The organism is Burkholderia sp. TSV86, from assembly GCF_001522865.1.
Lineage (GTDB): Bacteria > Pseudomonadota > Gammaproteobacteria > Burkholderiales > Burkholderiaceae > Burkholderia.
On sequence record NZ_LOWB01000021.1, the window covers coordinates 373,595 to 397,405 of the forward strand.

21 protein-coding genes are annotated in these 23,811 nt (G+C 66.6%); 12 read left to right on the plus strand and 9 right to left on the minus strand.

Annotation, left to right across the window (positions count from 1 at the left end):
* Positions 1-141: 141 nt before the first annotated feature.
* The 3 genes from kynB (at position 142) to kynA (ending at position 3,141) form a co-directional block, all read left to right on the plus strand.
* Positions 142-786: an arylformamidase gene (kynB, locus tag WS68_RS03815; RefSeq protein WP_059569489.1), complete on the plus strand. Its 645-nt coding sequence runs from the start codon at positions 142-144 to the stop codon at positions 784-786.
* Between the two features lie 41 nt (positions 787-827).
* Complete coding sequence (kynU, locus tag WS68_RS03820; protein ID WP_059569490.1) at positions 828-2,078, plus strand: kynureninase; 1,251 nt, start codon at positions 828-830, stop codon at positions 2,076-2,078.
* Positions 2,079-2,163: 85 nt separating this feature from the next.
* Positions 2,164-3,141 carry a tryptophan 2,3-dioxygenase gene (gene kynA, locus WS68_RS03825; protein WP_059569491.1) on the plus strand — a complete coding sequence of 326 codons (978 nt, stop codon included), beginning with the start codon at positions 2,164-2,166 and terminating at the stop codon, positions 3,139-3,141.
* A gap of 215 nt (positions 3,142-3,356) precedes the next feature.
* Here the strand turns inward: kynA and WS68_RS03830 are convergent, their stop codons facing one another.
* Positions 3,357-3,596: a hypothetical protein gene (locus WS68_RS03830; protein WP_059569492.1), complete on the minus strand. Its 240-nt coding sequence runs from the start codon at positions 3,594-3,596 to the stop codon at positions 3,357-3,359.
* Between the two features lie 254 nt (positions 3,597-3,850).
* Here WS68_RS03830 and WS68_RS03835 point away from each other — a divergent pair, with 254 nt between their 5' ends.
* The 5 genes from WS68_RS03835 (at position 3,851) to WS68_RS03855 (ending at position 11,392) form a co-directional block, all read left to right on the plus strand.
* A complete protein-coding gene (locus WS68_RS03835) occupies positions 3,851-5,323 on the plus strand; it encodes a mannitol dehydrogenase family protein (RefSeq protein WP_059569493.1) in 1,473 nt (490 codons plus the stop codon).
* A 105-nt stretch (positions 5,324-5,428) separates the two neighbouring features.
* Entirely contained in the window at positions 5,429-6,910 is a 1,482-nt protein-coding gene (gene xylB / locus WS68_RS03840) for a xylulokinase (protein WP_059569494.1), read from the plus strand.
* A 70-nt stretch (positions 6,911-6,980) separates the two neighbouring features.
* On the plus strand, positions 6,981-7,928 hold the full coding sequence (locus tag WS68_RS03845; protein ID WP_059569597.1) for a sugar-binding transcriptional regulator: 948 nt from the start codon (positions 6,981-6,983) through the stop codon (positions 7,926-7,928).
* A gap of 307 nt (positions 7,929-8,235) precedes the next feature.
* A complete protein-coding gene (locus tag WS68_RS03850) occupies positions 8,236-9,525 on the plus strand; it encodes a haloacid dehalogenase-like hydrolase (RefSeq protein ID WP_059569495.1) in 1,290 nt (429 codons plus the stop codon).
* A gap of 646 nt (positions 9,526-10,171) precedes the next feature.
* Positions 10,172-11,392, plus strand: a complete 1,221-nt coding sequence (locus tag WS68_RS03855) for a lipase family protein (protein ID WP_331457837.1) — start codon at positions 10,172-10,174, stop codon at positions 11,390-11,392.
* Between the two features lie 184 nt (positions 11,393-11,576).
* On the opposite strand, the gene WS68_RS03860 is transcribed toward WS68_RS03855, so the two are convergent.
* From WS68_RS03860 to WS68_RS03895, 8 genes are all read right to left on the minus strand, one after another.
* Entirely contained in the window at positions 11,577-12,686 is a 1,110-nt protein-coding gene (locus WS68_RS03860) for an ABC transporter ATP-binding protein (RefSeq protein WP_059569497.1), read from the minus strand.
* A 78-nt stretch (positions 12,687-12,764) separates the two neighbouring features.
* Positions 12,765-13,472, minus strand: coding sequence for an HAD family hydrolase (locus WS68_RS03865; protein ID WP_059569498.1), 708 nt, complete (start codon positions 13,470-13,472; stop codon positions 12,765-12,767).
* Positions 13,469-14,335, minus strand: a complete 867-nt coding sequence (locus WS68_RS03870) for a carbohydrate ABC transporter permease (protein WP_059569499.1) — start codon at positions 14,333-14,335, stop codon at positions 13,469-13,471. Before WS68_RS03870 ends, WS68_RS03865 begins: the two co-directional genes overlap by 4 nt.
* Positions 14,332-15,276, minus strand: coding sequence for a carbohydrate ABC transporter permease (locus WS68_RS03875; RefSeq protein WP_059569598.1), 945 nt, complete (start codon positions 15,274-15,276; stop codon positions 14,332-14,334). The genes WS68_RS03870 and WS68_RS03875 overlap by 4 nt, the downstream gene beginning before the upstream one ends.
* Positions 15,277-15,366: 90 nt before the next feature.
* On the minus strand, positions 15,367-16,692 hold the full coding sequence (locus tag WS68_RS03880) for an ABC transporter substrate-binding protein (protein ID WP_059569500.1): 1,326 nt from the start codon (positions 16,690-16,692) through the stop codon (positions 15,367-15,369).
* Between the two features lie 96 nt (positions 16,693-16,788).
* Positions 16,789-18,138, minus strand: a complete 1,350-nt coding sequence (locus WS68_RS03885; protein WP_059569501.1) for a D-tagatose-bisphosphate aldolase, class II, non-catalytic subunit — start codon at positions 18,136-18,138, stop codon at positions 16,789-16,791.
* On the minus strand, positions 18,126-19,082 hold the full coding sequence (locus WS68_RS03890; protein WP_059569502.1) for a sugar kinase: 957 nt from the start codon (positions 19,080-19,082) through the stop codon (positions 18,126-18,128). Before WS68_RS03890 ends, WS68_RS03885 begins: the two co-directional genes overlap by 13 nt.
* A 167-nt stretch (positions 19,083-19,249) precedes the next feature.
* Complete coding sequence (locus WS68_RS03895) at positions 19,250-20,026, minus strand: L-iditol 2-dehydrogenase (RefSeq protein WP_059569503.1); 777 nt, start codon at positions 20,024-20,026, stop codon at positions 19,250-19,252.
* Between the two features lie 494 nt (positions 20,027-20,520).
* Between WS68_RS03895 and WS68_RS03900 the strand changes: the two genes are divergently transcribed.
* Genes WS68_RS03900 through WS68_RS03915 form a run of 4 tightly spaced genes read left to right on the plus strand, consistent with a single transcriptional unit; the run spans position 20,521 to position 23,709 of the window.
* The gene (locus WS68_RS03900; RefSeq protein ID WP_059569504.1) at positions 20,521-20,985 is read left to right on the plus strand and encodes a Fur family transcriptional regulator; all 465 of its coding nucleotides are present in this window, start codon (positions 20,521-20,523) and stop codon (positions 20,983-20,985) included.
* Between the two features lie 49 nt (positions 20,986-21,034).
* Positions 21,035-22,048, plus strand: a complete 1,014-nt coding sequence (locus WS68_RS03905; RefSeq protein WP_059569505.1) for a metal ABC transporter solute-binding protein — start codon at positions 21,035-21,037, stop codon at positions 22,046-22,048.
* 16 nt (positions 22,049-22,064) lie between these two features.
* Entirely contained in the window at positions 22,065-22,925 is an 861-nt protein-coding gene (locus WS68_RS03910; protein WP_059569599.1) for an ABC transporter ATP-binding protein, read from the plus strand.
* A complete protein-coding gene (locus WS68_RS03915; RefSeq protein ID WP_059569506.1) occupies positions 22,918-23,709 on the plus strand; it encodes a metal ABC transporter permease in 792 nt (263 codons plus the stop codon). Before WS68_RS03910 ends, WS68_RS03915 begins: the two co-directional genes overlap by 8 nt.
* Positions 23,710-23,811 lie beyond the last annotated feature (102 nt).

The window sequence follows — 23,811 nt, forward strand, 5'->3', positions numbered from 1 at the left end:
ACATGCCCGGCCGCCGCGCGCACCGGCGCACGCCGTCGCCCGCCCGGCGCAATCTCCCGGTGATTCAGCAGCAAACGCGGTGAGCGCAGGGCGAATCGATTTATTCGTCTGATTTCAGCATTCGACTCGCTTCGATCTCACATGGCCGACCTCTGGGACATCTCCCCGTCAATCCACCCCGCCACCCCCGTTTGGCCGGGCGATACGCCCGTTCGCGTCGAGCGGATCTGGCGCATCGAAGCGGGATCGCCCGTCAATGTCGCACGGCTCACGCTGTCGCCACACACGGGTGCACACGCGGACGCGCCGCTGCACTACGACACGCGCGGCGAGCCAATCGGCGCAGTGCCGCTCGACGCGTATCTCGGCCATTGCCGCGTGATCGATTGCATCGGTGCGCATCCCGCGGTCATGCCCGGCGATGTCGCCGCGGCGCTCGCCGACGCCCCGCCGCCGCCGCGCGTGCTGCTGCGCACGTACCGGCAGACGCCGCTGCATGCGTGGGATAGCGCGTTCTGCGCGGTCGCGCCGGCGACCATCGATCTGCTCGCCGAACGGGGCGTGCGCCTCATCGGCATCGACACGCCGTCGCTCGATCCGCAGGAATCGAAAACGATGGACGCGCACCGCCGCGTTCGCGCGCATCGGATGGCGATTCTCGAAGGACTCGTGCTCGATGCCGTCGCGGCGGGCGACTACGAGCTGATCGCGTTGCCGCTCAAGCTCGACGGGCTCGACGCGAGCCCCGTGCGCGCGGTGTTGCGCGCGCTGCCCGGCGCGCGTTGACGCGCCTGCCCTCCTCTTTTCTCGTCAAGCTGACCGATCTTATGAAGACACGTGAAGAAGCGCTCGCCTTCGACCGCGACGATCCGCTCGCCCCGCTGCGCGACGCATTCGCACTGCCCGACGCCGTGATCTATCTCGACGGCAACTCGCTCGGCGCGCAGCCGCGCGCGGCAGCCGCGCGCGCGCAGCAGGTGATCGGCGCCGAATGGGGCGCGGGCCTGATCTGCAGTTGGAACACGGCCGGCTGGTTCGCGCTGCCGCGCCGGCTCGGCGACAAGCTCGCGCCGCTGATCGGCGCGGCGCCTGGCGAAGTCGCGATCACCGATACGATCTCGATCAACCTGTTCAAGCTGTTGTCCGCGATGTTGCGCCATCAAGCGCAGCATGCGCCGCGCAAACGCGTGATCGTATCGGAGCGCGCGAACTTTCCGACCGATCTGTATATCGCCCAGGGACTCATCGCTCAGCTCGGCCAGGGCCATACGCTGCGCCTGATCGACGACCCCGCGCAACTGCCCGACGCGCTCGACGACGAAACCGCCGTCGCGATGCTCACGCACGTGAACTACCGCACGGGCTACATGCACGACCTGCCGGCCGTCACGCAAACGGTCCGGCAATCCGGCGCGCTGATGCTGTGGGATCTCGCGCATTCAGCCGGCGCGGTGCCGGTGGATCTGAACGGCGCGCACGCGGACGGCGCGGTCGGCTGCACGTACAAGTATCTGAACGGCGGCCCCGGCGCGCCCGCGTTCGTTTGGGTGCCCGCTCGTCACCAGAGCAGTTTCGAACAACCGCTGACCGGCTGGTGGGGTCATCGCGCGCCGTTCGCGATGCAGCCCGGCTTCGATCCCGACCCCGGCATCGCGCGCTTTCTGTGCGGCACGCAGCCGATCGTGTCGATGTCGATGATCGAATGCGGGCTCGACGTGTTCGCGCAAACCGACCTTCATGCAATCCGCCGCAAGTCGCTCGCATTGACCGACGCATTCATCGCGCTCGTCGAGTCGCGCTGCGCGGGACATGCGCTGAAACTCGCGACGCCGCGCGCGCATCATCAGCGCGGCTCGCAGGTGAGCATCGAGCATCCGCACGGCTATGAGGTGATGCAGGCGCTGATCGCGCGCGGCGTGATCGGCGACTATCGCGAGCCGCGCATTCTGCGCTTCGGATTCACGCCGCTCTATACGCGCTTCGTCGATGCATGGGACGCAGTCGACGCGCTCGCCGACATCCTCGACACCGAGGTTTGGCGCGCCGGCGCGTTCGCGACGCGCTCGCCGGTAACCTGAGCGGCTCGCGCGGCCACGCTTGCGTTCAGCGCTCGCCCTGCCCGCGCCGCACTTCGACACGCGCGCGGGCGCGGCTTATCCCAACATGGAGACCTTCGTGAATTCAGATCATCCCCCGCCGCTGGATAGCGGCGACGGCAATCCGCGCTGCCCGTTTGCCGGTTCCGGCGCGCCTCAAGCGCCTCAAGCGCCTCAAACACCTCAAGCGACGCACGCGCCGGACGCGGCCGGCGACGACACGGCCGCCGGCTGGCACCACGCGCAGCTCGACTTCTCGCAATCGATGAGCTACGGCGACTATCTGTCGCTGTCGACGCTGCTGAATGCGCAGCACCCGCGCTCGCCCGAACACAACGAGATGCTGTTCATCATCCAGCATCAAACGAGCGAGCTATGGATGAAGCTCGCTCTGTTCGAGCTGCGTGCGGCGCGCGCATCGATCGTCGGCAATGCGCTGCCGTCCGCGTTCAAGATGCTCGCGCGCGTGTCGCGCGTACTCGAGCAACTCGTGCAGGCATGGAACGTACTTGCGACGATGACGCCGTCCGAATACTCGGCGATGCGGCCGTATCTCGGCGCGTCGTCGGGCTTCCAGTCGCACCAGTACCGCGAACTGGAGTTCATACTCGGCAACAAGAACGCGCAGATGCTGCGTCCGCACGCCCATCGCGCGGAAATCCATGCGCATCTGGAGGCGTCGCTGCGCGCGCCGTCGCTGTACGACGAGGCGATATTCCTGCTCGCGCGCCGCGGTTTTACGATCGCGCCAGAGCGGCTTGACGCGGACTGGACGCAGCCGACGCGCGCCGATCCAACAGTCGAGGCAGCGTGGCTCGAAATCTATCGCGCCCCGGATGCGCACTGGGAACTGTACGAACTGGCTGAGGAACTCGTCGATCTCGAGGACGCATTCCGTCAATGGCGGTTCCGCCACGTGACCACGGTCGAACGGATCATCGGCCTGAAAACCGGCACGGGCGGCACGAACGGCGCACCGTACTTGCGCAAGATGCTCGATGTCGTGCTGTTTCCCGAGCTTTGGCGAGTGCGCACGGCACTGTAGCTTTGCCGTACGCGGCCGGCTGCTTCGACGAGGCGGACGCCGCGCCTAAGCTGCAATGCCGGCCGGCGTCGCAGCTTAAGCGCCCGGTCATGCTGCGCGCCCGCTTCGCGAGAGGCGGCCGGCACCGGCGCGTTGGCGCTGACGTCTATCGCACCAGCGCCGCTGCGACGCCAATCCACCGGTTCCCACGCACGCTCCTCATCCACTGCGGCGCGTCACGCAATCGCAATATCGACAGTTGCGGACGTCGGCCGCGCACGCGCACGCCGGCACACTGCATCCGATACGCGATCGGCACGCAGCCGAACCTTCCACTCGGTGCGCGGCACCGGCGCGTTCGCACGCACTTCGACAATCGACGCGAACAGGTGCCGCGCGGCCGGCTGTCCCGCCGATACACAAATCGCACCTCCGTCCGAGCGGCGGCGAACGACGCAGCGCAGCATCGAAATCATCGGCGCCTGCCTTGACTTTCCCCGATCCGAATAAGATCATTCGCTCACCAGATGATCAAATGATCTAAAACGTGGCTCGGCAGGCTTGAGTCGGCCGTCAGCCTTATATGGGATCGGATTAGGTGCTGAAGCCTTTAGCTACGATCGACCGCCGCGAGGCGCGAAGTAAGCGCTGAAGCGCTAACTTCGGCCAATCACGGCATGGGATCGGAGTAAGCGCTAAAGCGCCAACTCCGATCGACAGGAGACACGCAATGAGCAGTCCGGCCAGCGCCGCGCCAACGATCTTGCATATCGGCATCGGATCGTTTCATCGCGCGCATCAGGCGTGGTATCTACATCGCGTCAACGAAATGTCGCCGGCACACGAGCGCTGGTCGCTCGTCGTCGGCGACATCCGCGACGATCTGCGCGAAACGCGTGACGCGCTCGCTGCGCAGCACGGCGTCTATACGCTCGAAACCGTCACGCCGCAAGGCGAGCGCGCTTACGAGACGATCCGCTCGATCACCCGCGTGCTGCCGTGGTCGGCGGATCAAGCGGCGCTCATCGATGCCGGCGCCGATCACACGTGCAAGATCGTGTCGTTCACGGTGACGGAAGGCGGCTACTACCTCGATGAACTCGATCGCCTCGACGTCGCGCATCCCGATCTCGCTGCCGATTTGCAAGGCGCACGCAAAACGATCTACGGCACGCTCGCCGCGCTGCTCGCCGAGCGCGCGGCGCGCGGCGCGGGCCCCATCACGCTGCAAAGCTGCGATAACCTGCGCAGCAATGGCACGCGCTTTCGCGCCGGCATGCGCGAATTCCTCGCACGGCGCGGCCTCGCAAGCTCCGTTGACGGGCGGCGCGACGCCGCCGCGCTGCCTCGGGCAACGCCCGCCGGCGCAATCGGCGCGCCTGAGCAGCCCGACTTGCTCGCGTGGTTCGATGCGAACGTCACGTGCCCGTGCGCGATGGTCGACCGGATCACGCCGCGCCCGACCGCCGACGTGCGCGAGCGCGTGCGCGCGGCAACCGGCGCCGACGATGCGTGCCCGGTGATGGGCGAATCGTTCATCCAATGGGTGATCGAGGAGCGCTTCGCCGCCGGCCGCCCCGCATGGGAACGCGCGGGCGCCGAGCTTGTCGCCGATGTTCATCCTTACGAGGAAGCGAAAATCCGGATCCTGAACGCAACGCACAGCTGCATTGCGTGGGCTGGCACGCTCGCAGGCTATGCGTATATCCACGAAGGCACGCAGGACGAAGCGATCCGCCGCTTCGCGCGCGCATACGTGACGGACGACGTGCTTCCGTGCCTGACGCCCAGCCCGCTCGATCTCGCCCGCTACCGCGACGTCGTGCTCGAGCGCTTCGGCAATTCGCACATCCTCGACACGAACCAGCGTGTCGCGGCCGACGGCTTCTCGAAGATCCCCGGTTTCATCGCGCCGACGCTCGCCGAATCGATCGCGCGCGGCGCCAAGCCGGTATCGACCGCGGTGCTGCCGGCGCTCTTCCTGCGCTTCCTGCAGCGCTGGGCGCAACACGCGCTGCCCTATGCATATCAGGACGGCGTGATGGACGAGCAGACCGCGCGCGCGATCGCGGGCGCGGCCGATCCGGTCGCGGCGCTCGCGGCCGACCGTCAGCTCTGGGGCTCGCTCGCCGGCGTGAGCGCACTCGAGCGTGCGCTGCGCGCCGGGCTCGAGCGCGTCGATGCATGGCTGGCGAGCCGGTGAGCGGCGGCGCGCCGCATCCGGGTCAACCCTGCATTGGCACGCCGGCAAACGCACGGCTAAAGTAGCGGCTCTCTTTCGTCTAGCGGTTTGCCCCGCTCATCGCCCATGTATCTCGGCATCGATCTCGGTACATCCGAAGTCAAAGTGCTACTGCTTTCGGAAGACGGCACCGTCGTCGGCACGGCCGGCACGCCGTTTTCCGTCGAGCGCGCGCATCCGCGCTGGGCCGAGCAGCATCCGCAAGACTGGTGGGCCGGCACGCTCGCCGCGCTCGCCGCGTTGCGCGCGCAACACCGCCAAGCGTTCGCGCAGGTGCGCGCCATCGGGCTGTCCGGGCAGATGCACGGCGCGGTGCTGCTCGATCGCGACGATCGCGTGCTGCGTGCCGCGATCCTGTGGAACGACATGCGCTGCGCCGACGAAAGCTCGGAATTCGAAGCGCTCGCACCCGATCTGCATGCGATCGCCGGCAATCTGTCGATGCCCGGCTTCACCGCGCCGAAGCTGCTGTGGGTCGCGCGCCACGAGCCGCACGTGTTTCGCGAGATCGCGTGCGTGCTGATGCCGAAGGATTATCTGCGGCTCAAGCTCACGGGCGCGAAGGTGTCCGATCCGTCGGATGCGGCCGGCACGCTATGGCTGGACGCCGCTAAACGCGACTGGTCCGACGCGCTGCTCGCCGCCGGCGGGATGACGCGCGCACAGATGCCGCGCCTCGTCGAAGGCAATGCGCCGTCCGGCACACTGCGCGCCGACGTCGCGCGCACGCTCGGGCTGTCCGAGGCGGTCGTCGTCGCGGGCGGCGGCGGCGACAATGCGACGAGCGCGCTCGGCATCGGCGCGACGCAGCCGGGCGACGGCTTCCTGTCGCTGGGCACCTCGGGCGTGCTGAGCATCGTCGGCGACCGCTTCCGCCCGAATCCGGCATCGGCCGTCCACACGTTCTGCCACGCGATTCCGCAGCGCTGGCAGCAGATGAGCGTCGTGCTGTCGGCGGCAAGCTGCCTGCGCTGGTTCTGCAAGCTGACGTCGACCGACGAGCCCACGCTCGTTGCCGAAATCGCCGCGCTCGCGCCCGCCGCGTGCGCCGACGCACCGTACTTCCTGCCCTATCTGTCCGGCGAGCGCACGCCGCACAACGATCCTTACGCGCAAGGCGTGTTCCTCGGCATGACGCACGGCACCGACCGCGCGCTCGCTGGCTACGCCGTGCTCGAAGGCGTGACGCTCGCGCTCGCCGACGGCTACGACGCGTTGCGCGCGGCCGGCGCCGCAACCGATGCGCTATCGCTGATAGGCGGCGGCGCGCGCAGCGCGTACTGGGCGCAGTTGCTCGCCGACGCGCTCAATGTGCGCACGCGCCGGCACGGTGGCGGCGAGACGGGTGCGGCGCTCGGTGCAGCGCGGCTCGGCTGGCTCGCGCTCGGCGGCGCGCCCGCCGACGCGCTCGCGAAACCGCCGCTCGCCGACGAGTTCACGCCCGATGCGGCCCGCCATGCGGCGCTGCGCGAGCGGCTCAACACGTTCCGCTCGCTGTACCGTCACGTGCGCCCGCTATTCACGCCGACGCGCGCGCGCCTTGCGTGAGCGCGGTGCGGTAAAGTGCGGTCTTTATCCGGCGCTCGCCGCCTCGCCCGACCTGAGACGATCCCTCACCGTGTCCAAATCCTCCGAAAAACTCGATCTCGCGACGCGTGCCGCTTGGCTCTATTACATCGCGGGCGACACGCAAAACGAAATCGCCGAGAAGCTGCAGGTATCGCGGCCGGTCGCGCAACGGCTCGTCGCGCTCGCGGTCGAGAAGAACCTGATCCGCGTGCGCGTCGACCATCGGATCGCCGACTGCCTCGAACTTGCCGCGCAGTTGTCCAAGCGTTACGGCCTTGAGATGTGCGAGGTCGTGCCGATCGACGGCGATATGCCCGATGCGATCGACCGCAAGCTCGCCGTCGCGGGCGCGCAAGTGATCGAGCGCTATCTGAGCGAGGAAAAGCCGATGGTCATCGCGCTCAGCAGCGGCCGCACGCTGAAGGCCGCGGTCGCGCAGATCGCGCAGATCGATCGGCCGCAGCACCGCCTCGTGTCGATGGTTGGCGCGATCGCGCAGGACGGTTCGTCGAACCGCTACGACGTCGCGCAACACATCTCCGAGAAAACCGGCGGCAAGCATTTTCTGCTGCCCGCGCCGCTTATCGCCGATAGCGACGCCGAGCGCGCCCAGTGGTGCAATCACCGGCTGTACCGGATCGTCGAGCAATTGTCGGCCGAAGCAGACGTCGCGTTCATCGGCATCGGCAACATCGGCGCGCACTGCCCGCTGTTCGAGGACGGCTTCATCACCGCCGACGAGTTGAACGACATGGTCGCGCGCGGCGCGGTGGCCGAGATGCTCGGGCTGCCGATCGACGCGCAGGGCCGCCGCATCGAAGCATCGACAAGCCCGCGCGTGACGAGCGTCGCGCTCGACGCGCCGCCCGTGCGGCCGACGATCGCGTTCGCGGGCGGGCCGCGCAAACGCACGGCGGTGCTCGCAGCGTTGCGCGGCGGCTGGCTGTCGGGGCTGGTGACGGACGAGAGCTGCGCGCGAGCGGCGTTGGGCGGCTAAGAGCCGGAACGCGCGCAGAGTAGAAACCGACGGCATAACCAAGCCGACGGGCGGCGCGTCCAACACAGTGAGCCAGTGGCGAACCGGTTGCGCCGTCGGCACGCGCGCGGCGCGTCGCATTCCGACAGCCAGATGTCGGATTTTAACTGTCCGCCGGTTTTATGCGGAGCGAAGCTGGGCGACGGCCGGCCGATTCCGGCCGAACCCGTCGGCCACCATGGCTGCGCCGGTTTTCCCCGGCCCCTTCAACCGCTTGCGGTCAGCCTGCCCAGCCCCATCACGTGCGCATTCTTTCGGAGGACAAACGATGAAAACAGCACGCCGGCATTTCGTCCGGTCACTCGCCGGCGCATCGGCCGCAATCGCGGCCGGCGCATGGACGCCCGCACGCGCGGCAAACGCCGGCGCCGAGCCGCTGTCGCTCGCGCCCGGCCGCTGGTCGCCGCGCAACGCCGCGCGGCTCTCGGCGGTGCTCGCCGCGCATGGCTCGCGCAGCCCGGCGTACCAAGCCGAACGCCGGCCCTACGCAGTCTTCGACTGGGACAACACGTGCATCATGAACGACTGCGAGGAAGCGTTGATGATGCATCAGATCGAAGGGCTGCATTACCGGCTCACGCCCAAGCAGTTCGCGGCGATCCTGCGCCAGGGCGTGCCGAACGGCCCGTTCGACGCGAAGCTCGGCTACACCACGATCGACGGCAAGCCGGTGCGTATGGAGGATATCGCAGCCGATGTCGAAGACGATTACCGCTGGCTATACGCGAACTACCGCGGCCTGAACGGCGACATGCCGATCGACGAGATTCGGCGCAGCGAGCCGTTCAAGGATTTCCGAGCAAAGCTGTACTTCATGTACGACGCGATCTGCGACACCTATCCGGTCGAAATCGGCTACAAGTGGATCATGTACTGGTACGCCGGCATGACGCGCGACGAGCTTCAAGCCATGGCCTACGACAGCAACGTCGCGAACCTCGGCGACGCGCTGCGCAAGCTCACCTACGAAAGCTCCCGCGAGCGGCCGGGCCGGGCGGGCGTGGTCGCCGCGACCCATTTTCATGGGATCCGGATTCACGAGGAGATTCGCGCGCTGATGGACACGCTGCGCTCGAACGGCATCGACGTATACGTGAGCACCGCGTCGCTCGACGACGTCGTGCGCGTATTCGCCGGACATTCGGCATTCGGCTACGGCGTGCCCGACGATCATGTGATCGGCATGCGGATCGTGATGGAGAACGGCAAATACGTGAATCAGTACGCGCCCAACTGGCATTTCAACTACGGGCCGGGCAAGACCCTCGGCATTCGGCGCGAGTTGCAATCGAAGAAGGGCTATGGGCCGCTGCTCGTGTTCGGCGACAGCGACGGCGATGCATGGATGCTACGCGATTTCGACGACACGGCGCTCGGTGTGATCGTCAACCGGATGAAGAAGGGCGAGATCGGGCTCGACAGCCAAAAGGCAGCCGCGCAACTCGGCGCGAAGGATGCGCGGCTCGTGCTGCAAGGGCGCAACGAGAATACCGGGCTGATGATCGCCGATGAACGCTCGATCAAATACGGCAAAAGCGAGCCGAAACTGCTGGCATAGCGTGCGATCGGCCCATGCTCGGGCAGACCGCGCAACAGGTTGCCGCCGCGCTTTGAAATGCCGGCGGCCCGGGTGGCGGCCGTCTCCGTTCGCCAGCATTTACTGCCGTCATGCGCTGCCCTCCCGCCGTCCTCCAAGTTCGCCCCTGAGCCCCCGCATTGCTCGCGTCATTCAGTAACGCCAATTTTAAAATAGGCGTCCTCACACCCTCGCCATACCGTGCTTGAGTGAGCCAATCTGGATAAGCAATATGGGTCGCGTGCGTCCAAATTAGGCATTTTCCTTCAAACGGTAGTCAACCCAAAGTTCGCCGTGCTTCAATGCAAACCAGCCTTCCTGCGGCCGCACCATTTAGAAGTACCTAAGAAAATGTCGGGCAACGCATTCCCCAAAGCAGCGATCGAATCGACGCCCCCAACCAGACAATTAATTAGCAAATCGAATCATTTAGATAATGCACTGACCGCCCTGAACGCGTCGAATGAACAGCGAGTCTCGCGGGCGCCGGAGACTCGGCAAGCGGAGATGCAATGGCGCCGATCCCATTAGGAGGAGACATCGAGTGAAACCGAGCCTGCATGCATTCGCCGCCGTTCTGGCGTCGATCACGACCGCAACGGCAATCGCCGCGACCGCACCGACGCCCATGGCGGGCGGCGCCGACGATCCGTTCTATACGTACTCCGGCAGCACGCCGCTGTCGGCCATCGCGCCCGGCACCGTGCTGAAGACCCGAACCGTGAACTACCACATAGCGGGCATTCCGACCACGGTGCTCGCGCAGCAACTGCTGTACCGGACCCACAACGCGCGCAAGGAAGCCGTCGTCAACGTGACGTCGGTCATCGTCAATCCCTACAGCAACAATAACGGTCACGCGATCTCGTACCAATCGGCATACGACTCGCTCAATCCGCTCGATGAACCGTCACGCGTAATCGCCGGCGACCGCACGCTCGGCGGCCTGCTTTACAGCGGCGAATCGATCCCGCTCTCGACGCTGCTGCTCGCGGGCTACAGCATCATCGTGCCGGACACCGAAGGTCAGACCGCCGACTTCGCGGCCGGCCCCGAATACGGAATGACCACGCTCGACTCCGTGCGTGCCGCGCTCAACACCCCGTCGACGGGCTTCACCGCGGCCAGCAAGGTCGCGCTGATCGGCTATTCGGGCGGCGCGATCGCGACCAACTGGGCGGCCCAACTCGCGCCCACCTACGCCCCCGACGTCAACCAGCGCCTCGTCGGCGCCGCCGAGGGCGGGGTGCTGGTCGATCCGGCCCATAACCTGTATTACGTCGACGGCAGCATTGTCTGGGGCGGCGTGGCACCGGCCACGTTCATCGGTGTCGGCCGAGCCTACGGCATCGATTTCACGCCCTATTTGAGCGACTACGGCAAGGCAGTCTTCGCGCAGATCCAGAACCAGTCGCTGCTTCAGTTCCTGCCGAGCCTGATGGGTCTGCGCTGGAAAACGCTGCTGAAACCGGAATACGCAAACGACATCAATCGAATCGAGCCTTACGTGGCCGCCGTCAACAAATTGAACGCGGGGCTCGTCGGCTCGCCGACAATCCCGATGCTCATCAGCCAGGGCACGGCCGGCGTGTTCAATGGCACGTTCAGCAACCAATCCGGCGACGGCGTGATGATCGCGGGCGACGTGCGCACGCTCGCACGGCAATTCTGCGCGAGCGGAACGCCTGTCGTGTATACAGAATATCCGTTGGAACACGCCGCGACTGCTGTCGCATGGGCAAGCGCCATGGTGCCTTGGCTGTTCGACCGGTTCGCCGGCAAGCCCGCGCCGAACAATTGCGCGCAGATCAAGCCGGGCAACTCGCTGGCTGCCGAAACGGTCCACTGACGAACGCGCGCCGGATGGCCGTCGCACCCGGTAACGGGAGGCGGCCCGCAGCCCGGATCGGCTGCCCGGCGGCATCGGCCGGATAAAAAACAGCGGCGATGCGTGATCGCCGCTGCGTCCGGTGCATCGAACCTTTTTCTGCCGCGCACCGAACCTTCGCTCCCGATCTTGCGCACGCGACGCGTCACGCAGCAAGCGCGTGGTTCGGCTTGCGCTTGAACGCGCTCCCGTCGCGATCGAACAGATGGCAATGCTCAGGCTCGGCCGTCACGCGCAGCATCTCGCCCGTGCGGTACGTCTGCAGCGGCGCAATCCGCGCGATCAACCCGTCCGGCGCGACGCTCGATTCGGCATACAGAAACGCCGCATCGCCAAGCGACTCGACTGCCATCGTGCGCACCGTCACGCCGCCATTCGCCGCACCGACGCTCAGATGCTCGGGCCGGATGCCAACCGTCACCGGATCGTCGACGCGCAGTGCCGCCGGCTCGAGCAAGACGCGCTGCGTCTCGCCCGTCGCAAAGCGCACCAGCACGCCGTCGGCAGACACCGCCTGCACGACGCCGGCGAGAAAATTCATCTTCGGCGAGCCGATGAAACCCGCGACGAACTGATTCGCCGGCGCGTGATACAGCTCGTTCGGAGTACCGACCTGCTGCACGCTGCCCGCCGACAACACGACGATCTTGTCGGCCAGCGTCATCGCCTCAACCTGATCGTGCGTCACGTAGATCATCGTCGTCTTCAGTTCGTCGTGCAGCCGGGCAAATTCAAGCCGCATCTTCACGCGCAGCGCCGCGTCGAGATTCGACAGCGGCTCGTCGAACAGGAACACCTTCGGCTTGCGCGTGATCGCACGACCGATCGCGACCCGCTGCCGCTGCCCTCCCGATAACTGCTTAGGTTTCCTGTCGAGCAAATGATCGATGTGCAGGATCTTCGCCGCCTGCTTGACCGCATCGTCGATTTCCTGCTTCTTCGCGCCGCTCAGCTTCAGGCCGAATGCCATGTTGTCGTAGAGCGTCATGTGCGGATAAAGCGCATACGACTGGAACACCATCGCGATGCCGCGCTTCGCGCTCGGCACGCCGTTGACGCGCACGCCGTCGATCAACAGGTCGCCGCCAGAAATCTCCTCGAGCCCCGCGATCATCCGCATCAGCGTGGATTTACCGCAGCCGCTCGGCCCGACGAACACGACGAACTCACCGTTCGCGATGTCGAGATTCACGTCCTTCAGCACTTCGTTGTTTTCATAGCGCTTGCCGATATTGCGCAGGATCACGCTTGCCATGATTCGTCTCCGTTGTCTTCGTTCAGCGTGGCGGCCGCGCGGCGGATCGTCGTCGTCACGCCCGCGCGACGCATTCGTTCAATCCGGCTGCACCTTGCCGGTTGCAAGCCATTGCGCGACGAGCGCCGGCAGCATGCGCATGTCGTCGAACACACGTCTGGCGCCGATTACGCGCAGCGCGTCGACCTGCGCGGCCGACGCGTGGCCGCCGCCGATGAAGCCGAGCACCGTCATGCCGGCGGCCAACGCAGCCGTCACGCCCGTCGTGCTGTCCTCGACGACAAGACACTGCGGCGGCGCGACGTCGAGCGCTTGCGCGGCGGCAAGATACACATCGGGCGCGGGCTTCGGCCGTGCGACGCTGTCCGCGCAAAACAGCCGGTCGCCAAAAAAACGCTTGAGGCCGGTACGGCTCAGCGCCGCGTCCACATAATGCCGGCGGCTATTGCTCGCGCACGCGATCGGCAAATCGAGCTGCGCAAGCGCCGCGTCGACACCGGCGACCGCGCTTGCCTGCCCGGCCTTCTCCTCGACGCTCGCGCGAATCGCCTCGACGTCGCCGGGGCCGAGCATGCGCCCCGCGCGCGCGCATGCGCCCTCGAGCACGCGCTCGGTGCGCAAGCCCAGCAGCGGCATCACGATCGGCCGCGCCGCCACCCCTGGCCAGCGCGCCTCGAGTTCGCGCACGAGCACGTCGGCCGCGATCGCCTCGCTGTCGATCAGCACACCATCGCAATCGCAGATCAGCGCGCGCGCATCGCGCGTGTGCATCGCCGCCGCCGTCATTTGACCGCTCCGAACGTGAGGCCGCGCACGAGCTGCTTTTGCGACAGCCAGCCGACCACCAGGATCGGCGCGACCGCGAGCAGCGACGCGGCGGACAGCTTCGCCCAGAACAAGCCCTCAGGGCTCGAGTACGACGCGATGAACACCGTGAGCGGCGCGGCGTTCGAACTCGACAGATTGATGCTCCAGAACGCCTCGTTCCACGATAGGATCACCAGCAAAAGCGCGCTCGACGCGAGCCCGGGCAGCGCCATCGGCATCAGCAGATAGACGATCTCCTGCCACGTCGACGCGCCGTCGATGCGCCCGGCTTCGAGAATGTCGCGCGGAATCTCGTTGAAATAGGTGTACGTCATCCATACGGCGATCGGCAGATTGATCAACGTATAGACGATCACGAGCCCAGCCACGGTATCGAGCAGCCCCGCGTTCTTCCACATCAGATAGATCGGCACGAGCACGCCGACGGACGGCATCATCTTCGTCGACAGCATCCACAGCAGCACCTTCTGCGTGCGTTTGCCCGGGAAAAACGCCATCGCATATGCAGCGGGCACGGCCAGCAGCAGGCAGATCACGGTGACGCCCGCCGAAATCAGCACCGAGTTCCAAGCGAATGCGAAGTAATTGCTGCGCGCGAACACCTCGCGAAAGCTGTCGAGCGTCGGCATGAACAGAAGCGTCGACGAATACGCCTGCTGCTCCGTCTTGAACGCCGTGATCGCCATCCAGAAAATCGGAAAGAACAACGCGAGCGCGACAAGCCAGGCAAGCACGCCGGGCAACGCACGCGCCGCCGTGCGCAGCAAGCCGGGCCGATCGCCGGGCGCGCCGCGCGAAACCAGTACAGACAAGTCACTCATGCTTCGTACTCCCCTTTCAGATTGCGCGCGAGCATTCTCACGAGGAAGAACGACACGACGTTCGCGAGCACGACGGCGAGAATGCCGCCCGCCGATGCCAGCCCGACGTCGAATTGCTGCAGGCCTAGCGCGTAGATCAGATACGACAGGTTGGTCGTCGCATCGCCCGGACCGCCGCCCGTCGTCGTATAGATTTCAGCGAAGATCGACAGCAGAAAAATCGTCTCCATCATCACGACCACCGCGATCGCGCGCTTCAGGTGCGGCAGCGTGATATAGAAAAACATCGCGAACGGTCCCGCGCCGTCGATGCGCGCAGCCTCCTTCTGCTCCTGATCGAGCGATTGAATCGCGGTAAACAAAATCAGGAATGCAAATGGCAGCCATTGCCATGCGACGATCATCACGATCGACGTCAGCGGATACTGTGCGAACCAGTCGATAGGCTGCATCCCGAACGCGCGCATCGCGCGCGCGACGAGCCCATACACCGGGTGCAGGATCATGTTCTTCCAAATCAGCGCCGACACTGTCGGCATCACGAAGAACGGCGCGATCGCGAGCACGCGCGCGACGCCCTGCCCATAGAACTTGCGGTCGAACAGCACCGCCATCAGCACGCCGCCCGCCACGGTAATCACGAGCACCGAGCCGATCAGCGCGAGCGTGTGCCAGATCGCCGGCAGGAACGACGGATCGGTCGCAAGGAACCGGTAGTTGTCGAGTCCGGCGAAGCCCTTCACGTCGGGATTCAGCAAGTTGTAGCGCGTGAGCGAAAACCAGATCGTCATCGCGAGCGGAATGGCCATCCACAGCAACAGCACGGCGACGGACGGCGCCGCGAGCCAGCGCGCGGGCTTGCCGCGTGCATGCTCGGCGGCGGCGAGCGGCGCATCGGCAAGCGGCGCCGAACTGGACAGAGAAACGCGTAAGTGACGCATGATCGGAATCACCTCGTTCAATGCGTGCGCACTGCCGCTTGCGCCCGCGTTAGCGCCAAGCCGCGCGCGCGTCGCCGCGCGCACGGCGCTTCACTTTTTGTAGCCTGCCTGACGCACTGCGCGATCGGCCGCGGCCTGCCCGGCGGCGAGCGCCTGGTCGACCGTCATCTGCCCGGCCACCGCGCCCGCGATCGCCTGCCCGACCACCGTGCCGAACGATTGGAATTCAGGAATCCCGACGTATTGCACGCCGCTGTACGGCACTTTCTTCAGCGACGGATCGTTCGGATCGGCGCTCTGAATCGCGTTCAGCACGAAGTCGGAAAACGGCGCCGCCTTCTTGTACTCGGCGCGCTGATAGGTCGACAAGCGTGTGCCGGGCGGCACCGACGCCCAGCCTTCGTCCTTGCCGACCATCTCGACGTACTGCTTCGACGTGGCCCAGGCCACGAACTTCCTGGCCGCGTCCTGCTGCTTCGACGTTTTCGGAATCGCGAGCGCCCATGCCCATAGCCAATGCGAGCCCTTCGGCGTGACGGCAACCGGCGCAGCGGCAAAGCCGATCTTGTCGGCAACCTGCGACTGCTGCTTGTTGTACAGCATCCCCGCCGCGACAGTCGCGTCGATCCACATCGCACATTTGCCCGATGCGGTGAGCGTCAGATTTTCGTTGAAGCCGTTCGAACTCGCGCCCGGAGGGCCATCCTTCTTCAGCAGGTTCGTGTAGAAGCCGATCGCCTTCTTCCACTCTGGCGACGTGAGTTGTGCATTCCAGTTTTCGTCGAACCAGCGGCCGCCGAACGTATTGACGACGGTCGACACATACGCCATGTTCTCGCCCCAGCCCGCCTTGCCGCGCAGACAGATTCCGTACACGCCGCCCGCGCGGTCGGTCAGCTTGTCGGCAAACTCGGCGATCTGGTCGTAAGTCGGCTGAGCCGGCATCTTCAGGCCCTTCGCGGCGAACAGATCCTTGCGGTAGAACGTCATCGAACTTTCGACATAGAACGGCAGCGCATAAAGCTGACCGTTGTAGGACAGGCTGTCGCGCGCGGTCTTGATCACGTCGTCCAGATCGTAATCGGCGGGCAACCCCGTCATCGGCGCGAGCCAGCCGCGCTTGCCCCATTGCGGCGCCTCGTAGGTGCCGATCGCCATCACGTCGAACTGGCCGCTGCCCGTCGTGATATCGGTGGTCGCGCGCTGGCGCAGCACGTTTTCCTCGAGAATCACCCAGTTCAGGCGAATGTCCGGATTCGCCTTCTCGAACGCCACCGACAATTTCTTCAGCTCGATCATGTCCGGGTTGTTCAGCGTCGCGATGGTCAGCGTCGCCGCGTGTGCGGCCAATCCCGGCGCCGTAAGCGCGACACTCGCGACAAAACGCGCGGCGGCGGTGAAGGTCTTTCGTTGCATGGCATGTCTCCTGATTGCGTTTTGATTTCGTGTTGACTGCGTGCCGCATCGACGGCGTGCCGGCTTCGTGCCGCCGCGCATGGGTGCGGCCCGTTTTCAACCACGTTGCTCCATCGCGCATGCTTGCGCGTAGCGCGAGATCACATCGCGGATGCGGTAGCGCACCCATGCGGCGGGCTCGCGCGCAAGTTCGCCTCGCCGGCACGCGGCATACACGTCGGGCAGCCACTGCGCGACGAGCGTTTCGGGCGGCGCGCGGCGCGCGAGATTGTCGAACAGACGTTCGAGCGCCGCTGCAACCGCCGGTTGCAGCCAGTAATAGCGAATCCGGTCGCTGTAGCTGAACTGGCGCGCGAGCCGCTGCGCGAGCGCGTCGCCGCGATAGTAAGGCGCCCAGTATTCGGGCCCCTCGCGCATCGCCGCATCGATCACGTCGCGCAATTGCGAGCGCTGCGCCGCGTCGTCGAACAGCGCGTCCTCGATATACGTCAGCGCGAACAGCGCCTCGCGCAGCGCGAACGTCAGCGCCGGGCCTACCTTCAGGATCGCGAAGTGATCGCGCACGAGCGCGGTGAGCGCCGCTTGCGTCTGATAGTCGGTCGAATGCGCTTCGAACACGAGCCGCGGCTCGCGCAGGATGCTCGCGCCCAGTTCGGCCGCGCGCGACGGATCGTAGTCGAGTACGCGCCGGTCGTCGAAATCAACGCCCGGCTGCGCGACGAGCGCGATCACGCGCGACCACGCGTCATGCAGGCCATATCGCGCGAACGCCTCGCGATGCGCGTCGAGTGTCGCTCGCACGCTGGCCACACGGGTCACTTCGATTTGCGCGAGCGCGCCGCTGCTCGCCGCATCACTCACCTCGCCCCCCGGCGTCGGCACCTCGGTGCCGATCACGTAGACGGGCGAGGCACCGATCGCACGCGCCGTGCGTTCCGCCGTCGCGCACAACTGCGCGGCCCGCTCGGCGAGCGTCGCGTCGGACAGCGCGACCGCGTCGTCCGCACAGGCTGCGCTCGCATCGAGATGGATCTTCGAGAAGCCCGCTTCGACATACGCGGCCACCATTTCGTCCGCTTCGCGCATCGCGTCGCGCGCGCTCAGATGGCGCCACGGAATCGGCCCGAGATGATCGCCGCCGAGAATCAGCGCATCGGCCGGAAACCCGCTGTCACGCGCGAGCGCGTCCACGTCGCGCCGGAATTCGGCGGGCGTCATGCCGGTATAGCCGCCGCGATGATTGACCTGATTGCAAGTCGCCTCGATGAGAAGCGGGGATTCGTCGTCACGCGCGGCTTCGAACGCCGCTTCGAGCACGATGCGGTGCGCGCTGCACACCGAATAAATACCGCAGCGCCGGCCCGTGCGGTTCGCCTCGAAAATCTCGCGCAGCATCTGCGTGGCGCCGTGCATGCGCGGCTCGATGAGGGTGCTCACGCCACGCATGCGGCACCTCGCTCGCCGAGAACACGTTCGATTTCATCCGGCATACTGTTACCCTCCATCGGACCGACCCGCGCGACGGCAAGCGCGCCTGCCGCGTTCGCGCGCGCAAGCGCAACCTGAATCGGCGCGCCTGCGACCAAGCTCGCGACCAGCGTGCCGCCGAAGCAATCGCCGGCGCCCGTCGGATCGGCTTCGACGGTCCTGAACGCCGGCACGGTAAAGCTGCCCGTGCGGTCGAACACGGCGCTGCCCGCCGCGCCGCGCTTGAGCACCACCCTCTCGAGCAGCGGATACGTGGCGAGCAAACCCGCAATCGCGCGTTCGCTTGGCTGCGCGCCGCAGAAAAACGGCAGATCGGCCTCGCTCGGCAGAAACAGATGGCATACGCCGAGCATCTCGAGCAGCGCCGCGCGCATCGGTTCGAACGCGAGCATCTCGGCACGCACGTTCGGATCGAACGAAATCTTCGCGCCCGCCCGCGCCGCCTCGCTCACGCCGCGCTGCACCGTGGCGATCGCGCGTTCGCTCGTGAGCGACGAGCCCATCACATGAAAATAGTGGCAGCCGGCGAACATCGACGTATCGAGGTCAGCAGGCTCGATGAGCGCCGCCGCGCTGCCGTCGATGCTGTAGACGAATTGGCGCTCGCCGCTCGCGCGATAGGCGACAAACGCGACCCCGGTGGGGCGCGCGACACGGCGGATTCGCGCGACGTCGACGCCATCGCTTGCCAGGCGCGCGATGATCGCATCACCGAATGCATCGCACCCGACACAGCCCGCATACGCCACCGACGCCCCCATGCGCGCCGCCTGATCGGCAAAGATCGCCGGCGCGCCGCTCGGAAACGGGCCGACGAACTCACCCGGCGCATCGAAGCCCTGGCCGCGCGCGGCGGCGACGAATTCCGCGAGCAATTCGCCCGCGACGACAATTTCAGCCATCACGCCCTCCCGGCCAAGCCGCCCAGCGCGAGGGTCCGCCGCGCGGCTTGCGCAGCGCGGCACGGCACGCCGCGGCCTGTCTCATATCGCCCTCGCTCCCGCGCCCGCGCATGCAAGCCGCTGCGTGACGCGGCGGCCGCTGCGGGGCGCGCGCGAATCCGCTCATGTCAGCTCATCCAATTGCCGCCGTCGACATTGAGCGTCTGGGCGGTGATGTAATCCGCGTCGGCTGACGCAAGAAAGAGCGCGGCCCCGGTCAGATCGGCCGGCACGCCCATCCTGCCAAGCGGCACCGCTTCGCCTACGAGCCGCTTTTTCTCGCCTGGCGGGCGGCCCTCGTAGCGCGCGAAAAGTGCGTCGACCTGTTCCCACATCGGCGTATCGACGACGCCCGGCGCAATGCCGTTCACGTTGATCTGGTACTTCGCGAGCGCGAGCGCGGCCGATTGCGTGTAGCTCAGCACGGCGGCCTTCGTCGCGCAGTAGTGCGAAACGAGCGCCTCGCCGCGCCGGCCCGCCTGCGACGACATATTGATGATCTTGCCGCCGCGCCCTTGCTCGACCATCCGTTGCGCGACCGCCTGCATCAGGAAAAACATGCCCTTCACATTGACGGCGAACAAGCGGTCGAACACGTCCCACGATTCGTCGAGAAGCGGGCGCATGTCGAACAGCGCCGCGTTGTTGAACAGAATGTCGATGCCGCCGAACCGCTCGACGGCGGTCGTGACGATACGCGCGATGTCGTCGCGGCGCGTGACGTCTGCCGTGATGGCCAGCGCGCGATCCGGATGCGCGGCGATTAGCGTGGCAAGCGCGCCGTCGGCCGGTTTCAGATCGACGAGCACGCAGCGCGCGCCCTCGTCCAGATAGCGTTGCGCGACTGCTTCGCCGATGCCGCTCGCCGCGCCCGTCAGGATCGCCACCTTGTTCTGCAATCTCACAGATCTGTCTCCGATTCGTTATTCATCGCGCCGCCGGAACTGAGCGAACGCTCATTTATTGATCATTTGCTCTAATTTTGAACGAATGATCGGCCACGAACCCCACGCTGTCAAGGCGGAAAAACCGTCTTTTGATGCTGCGCCGCCGCATTGCGAACGCGCGGCCTATGCGCACACCGCGGTCTGCGCGAAATAGGAACCAGCGGGAAACGAAGCGCGAAACCCGCCAAAAAGCAAACGCGGCGAGAATCCGGAAAGCGCATCGCCGAAGGCGGTTGACGCAACGGCACATCCACGGAACGACAAACGCGACGCAGCGGCCGCCGATATGGGCGCCCGCGTATCCGGCCTTCTTGCCGGGCGGCCCACATGGCTGCCGAAGGCCGCCGGGAACGCAAAACAGCAGGCAATGGGGCAACCGCCGGGATGCAAGGCCCGCCGATACGTTATATCATCGCCGTAGTATTCGACCTATCCGACCGACCGGTTCAACGATGGCCTCAACCCACCCTCTCGCCGCCCGCCTGTCCCGCGCCGATGCGTTTGCCGCCGAGCACGGTCTCGCGTGGACGCCGCTGCGCCGCCAGGTCTACGAGCATGTGCTTGCCGCGCTGCGGCCGATCGGCGCCTACGATCTGCTCGCCGAGCTGGAGCCGCAGCGCGGCCGCGTGCCACCGACCACCGTCTACCGCGCGCTCGATTTCCTCGTCGAACACGGCTTTATCCATCGGATCGAATCGAAGAACGCGTTCGTCGCGTGCTGCGAGATCGGTAAACCGCACGACGGTCAGTTCCTGATCTGCGAAGCGTGCGGCGAGACGGTAGAAATTCCCGGCGGCGAACTCGCCAAGCAATTGTCCGCGAGCGCTCCCGCGCACGGCTTCGAAGTGCACCGGCAAGTCGTCGAGCTGAGTGGCCTGTGCGGCCAGTGCAAAAGCAAACACGCGCGGCACGACTGAGCCCGCCGCGCCAGGCTTTCGTCCCGCCCAACCGAAAAGGATCGACCGTATGTTCCTCGCCGCCCCGACGCGCGCGCCGCTGCACGCGTCTGTTCTGTTGTCGCGCCGTTTGACCGGCGCGTGCGCCGCGTGCGACGTCACGTCCACCACGCGCGTGCGCCGCGCCCCGCGTGCATCCACCATCGCGCGGCGCGCGCGCTCGCTCGCCGCCGGCATCGCCGCGCTGCTTGCCGCCAGCGCCGCATTCGCGCAAGGCGCGCCGCTCAAGGTGGTCGCCGCGGAGAATTTTTACGGCGACGTCGCGCGGCAGATCGGCGGCACGCATGTGCAGGTATCGAGCATCCTCAGCAATCCCGATCAGGATCCGCACCTGTTCGAAGCCAGCCCGAAAATCGCCCGCGAGCTGCAACAGGCGAAAGTCGTGATCTACAACGGCGCCGACTACGATCCGTGGATGCCGAAGCTGCTGGCCGCGTCCAAGCGTGACAGGCAGGCCACCATCGTCGTTGCCGAGCTGGTCGGCAGAAAGGCCGGCGACAACCCGCACCTCTGGTACGATCCGCCGACGATGCCCGCCGCCGCACGCGCGCTCGCGTCGGCGTTCGGCTCGGCCGACCCCGCGCACAAGGCCGATTACGACGCGAATCTCGCGAAGCTCGTCGCATCGATGCAGCCAGTCGGCGCGAAAGTGGCCGAGTTGCGCGCGCGTTACCGGGGCGTCCCCGTCACCGCCACCGAGCCCGTATTCGGCTATATGGCCGACGCGATCGGGCTCGACATGCGCAACCCGCGCCTGCAACTCGCGGCAATGAACAACACCGAGGCGAGCCCGGCCGATATCGCCGCGTTCGAGAACGATCTGAAGAAGCGCCAGGTGCGCGTGCTGTTCTACAACAGCCAGGCCGTCGAGCCGATGACCAAGCGGATGCTGAAGATCGCGAACGACGCGCACGTGCCGGTCGTCAGCGTCACCGAGACGCAACCGGCCGGCAAGACCTTCCAGCAATGGATGCTGTCGCAGCTCGACGCGCTGGCGGCGGCGCTTGGCCAACCGCAACCGTAACGTGGCGCGCGATTCCATGCTTGCACTCGAACTCGATCACGTCACGCTCGCGCTCGGCGGCCGCACGATCCTGCACCACGTGAGCCTCGCCATCGAGGCGGGCGAATTCGTCGGCGTGCTCGGCCCGAACGGCGCGGGCAAGACAACCTTGATGCGCGCCGTGCTCGGCCTCGTGGCGGCCGGGCACGGCACGATCCGCGTCGCGGGTGACGTGGTCGCGCGCGGCAATCCGGCAATCGGCTACATGCCGCAAGTGCGCAGCGCGCTCGCTGGCCGGCGCGTGCGCGGCTACGACTTCGTCGCGATGGCCGCGCGCGGCCATCGCTGGGGGCTGCCGCGCATGAGCGCCGCGATCCGCGCCGATGTCGAGCGCGCGCTCGAGCTGGTCGGCGCGACGGCGCTCGCGAAACGGCCGCTGTTCGAGCTGTCGGGCGGCGAACGCCAGCGTCTGCTGCTCGCGCAATGCCTGCTCGGCGCACCGAAGCTGTTGCTGCTCGACGAGCCGCTGATCAGCCTCGATCCGAACCATCAGCGCGGCGTCGTCGAGCTGGTGCGGCGCGTGCAGCGCGAGCTTGGGATCACCGTGCTGTTCTGCGCGCACGAACTCAATCCGCTGCTCAACGCGCTCGATCGCGTGCTGTATCTTGGCAACGGCGTCGCCGCGCTCGGCACCGTCGACGAGGTGATCACCAAGCCGGTGCTGTCGCGGCTGTATGGCGCGCCGATCGACGTGATGCGCGCCAACGGCCGCATCTTCGTGATGTCGGGCGACATCGAGGTGGAAAAGCACGATCACGGGCACGAAGACGATCACCACCACGGCCATCGACATGGCCATGCGCACTCACACGGCAGCGGACATACACACGATGCTTGAATACGACTTCATGGTCAACGCGTTCGCGGCGGCGGGCATCGTCGCGGTGCTCGCGGGAATCGTCGGCTATTTTCTCGTGCTGCGCGGCCAAACGTTCGCGGGGCATGCGCTGTCGCACGTCGGGTTCACCGGCGCGACGGGCGCGGCGCTGATCGGCGTGTCGCCGATCTGGGGAATGGTGGGCTTCACGCTTGCGGCGGGCATCGGGATGGGCGCGCTCGGCGAGCGGCTGGCGGGGCGTGACGTTGCGATCGGCGTGACGCTGTCGGTCGCGCTCGGCTGCGGTCTGCTGTTTCTGCATTTCTATACGAGCTACGCGACGCAGGTGACCGCGCTGCTGTTCGGCAACGTGCTCGGCGTGAGCCGCGAGACGCTCGCCGTGCTCGCGGGTATCGGCGCGGTGAGCCTTGCCGCGCTCGCCGCGATCGCGCGGCCGCTGCTGTTCGCGTCGCTTCAGCCGGAACTCGCGGAGGCGAAGGGCGTGTCGCTGCGGCTCGTGTCGGTGCTGTTCCTGTCGATTTGCGCGCTCGCCGTCGCCGCGTGCACGCAGATCGTCGGCGTGCTGCTCGTGTTCACGCTGCTCGTCGGCCCCGCGGCGGCCGCGCAGCATCTCGCCACGCGCCTGTCGACGGGGCTCTGGCTCGCGGCCGGGCTTGCGCTTGGCCAGGCGTGGCTCGGCATCGCGCTCGCGTATTACACCGATTGGCCAACGAGCTTCTGGATCACCACGCTGTCGGCGGCGACCTACGGGCTGAGCCTCGTTGGGCAGCGGCGCGCCGCGTAATGGCGGCGCGGTGCGGTGCGCTCCCGCCGGCGCCGGCCGATAGCGTCCGGTTTCGATAGCGCCTGCACCGATAACGCGCCGCCCGGCGTCGCTACGCGCGTC

What these genes read in the sequence shown, in the direction of transcription:
- WS68_RS03835 (WP_059569493.1), top strand. Translation starts at nt 3,851, where the DNA reads ATGAGCAGTCCGGCCAGCGCCGCGCCAACGATCTTGCATATCGGCATC.
- WS68_RS03875 (WP_059569598.1), bottom strand. Translation starts at nt 15,276, where the DNA reads ATGCGTCACTTACGCGTTTCTCTGTCCAGTTCGGCGCCGCTTGCCGAT.
- WS68_RS03850 (WP_059569495.1), top strand. Translation starts at nt 8,236, where the DNA reads ATGAAAACAGCACGCCGGCATTTCGTCCGGTCACTCGCCGGCGCATCG.
- WS68_RS03880 (WP_059569500.1), bottom strand. Translation starts at nt 16,692, where the DNA reads ATGCAACGAAAGACCTTCACCGCCGCCGCGCGTTTTGTCGCGAGTGTC.
- kynA (WP_059569491.1), top strand. Translation starts at nt 2,164, where the DNA reads ATGGAGACCTTCGTGAATTCAGATCATCCCCCGCCGCTGGATAGCGGC.
- kynB (WP_059569489.1), top strand. Translation starts at nt 142, where the DNA reads ATGGCCGACCTCTGGGACATCTCCCCGTCAATCCACCCCGCCACCCCC.
- WS68_RS03855 (WP_331457837.1), top strand. Translation starts at nt 10,172, where the DNA reads ATGGCGGGCGGCGCCGACGATCCGTTCTATACGTACTCCGGCAGCACG.
- WS68_RS03905 (WP_059569505.1), top strand. Translation starts at nt 21,035, where the DNA reads ATGTTCCTCGCCGCCCCGACGCGCGCGCCGCTGCACGCGTCTGTTCTG.
- WS68_RS03860 (WP_059569497.1), bottom strand. Translation starts at nt 12,686, where the DNA reads ATGGCAAGCGTGATCCTGCGCAATATCGGCAAGCGCTATGAAAACAAC.
- WS68_RS03830 (WP_059569492.1), bottom strand. Translation starts at nt 3,596, where the DNA reads ATGATTTCGATGCTGCGCTGCGTCGTTCGCCGCCGCTCGGACGGAGGT.
- xylB (WP_059569494.1), top strand. Translation starts at nt 5,429, where the DNA reads ATGTATCTCGGCATCGATCTCGGTACATCCGAAGTCAAAGTGCTACTG.
- WS68_RS03890 (WP_059569502.1), bottom strand. Translation starts at nt 19,082, where the DNA reads ATGGCTGAAATTGTCGTCGCGGGCGAATTGCTCGCGGAATTCGTCGCC.
- WS68_RS03915 (WP_059569506.1), top strand. Translation starts at nt 22,918, where the DNA reads ATGCTTGAATACGACTTCATGGTCAACGCGTTCGCGGCGGCGGGCATC.
- kynU (WP_059569490.1), top strand. Translation starts at nt 828, where the DNA reads ATGAAGACACGTGAAGAAGCGCTCGCCTTCGACCGCGACGATCCGCTC.
- WS68_RS03865 (WP_059569498.1), bottom strand. Translation starts at nt 13,472, where the DNA reads ATGACGGCGGCGGCGATGCACACGCGCGATGCGCGCGCGCTGATCTGC.
- WS68_RS03910 (WP_059569599.1), top strand. Translation starts at nt 22,065, where the DNA reads ATGCTTGCACTCGAACTCGATCACGTCACGCTCGCGCTCGGCGGCCGC.
- WS68_RS03885 (WP_059569501.1), bottom strand. Translation starts at nt 18,138, where the DNA reads ATGCGTGGCGTGAGCACCCTCATCGAGCCGCGCATGCACGGCGCCACG.
- WS68_RS03900 (WP_059569504.1), top strand. Translation starts at nt 20,521, where the DNA reads ATGGCCTCAACCCACCCTCTCGCCGCCCGCCTGTCCCGCGCCGATGCG.
- WS68_RS03870 (WP_059569499.1), bottom strand. Translation starts at nt 14,335, where the DNA reads ATGAGTGACTTGTCTGTACTGGTTTCGCGCGGCGCGCCCGGCGATCGG.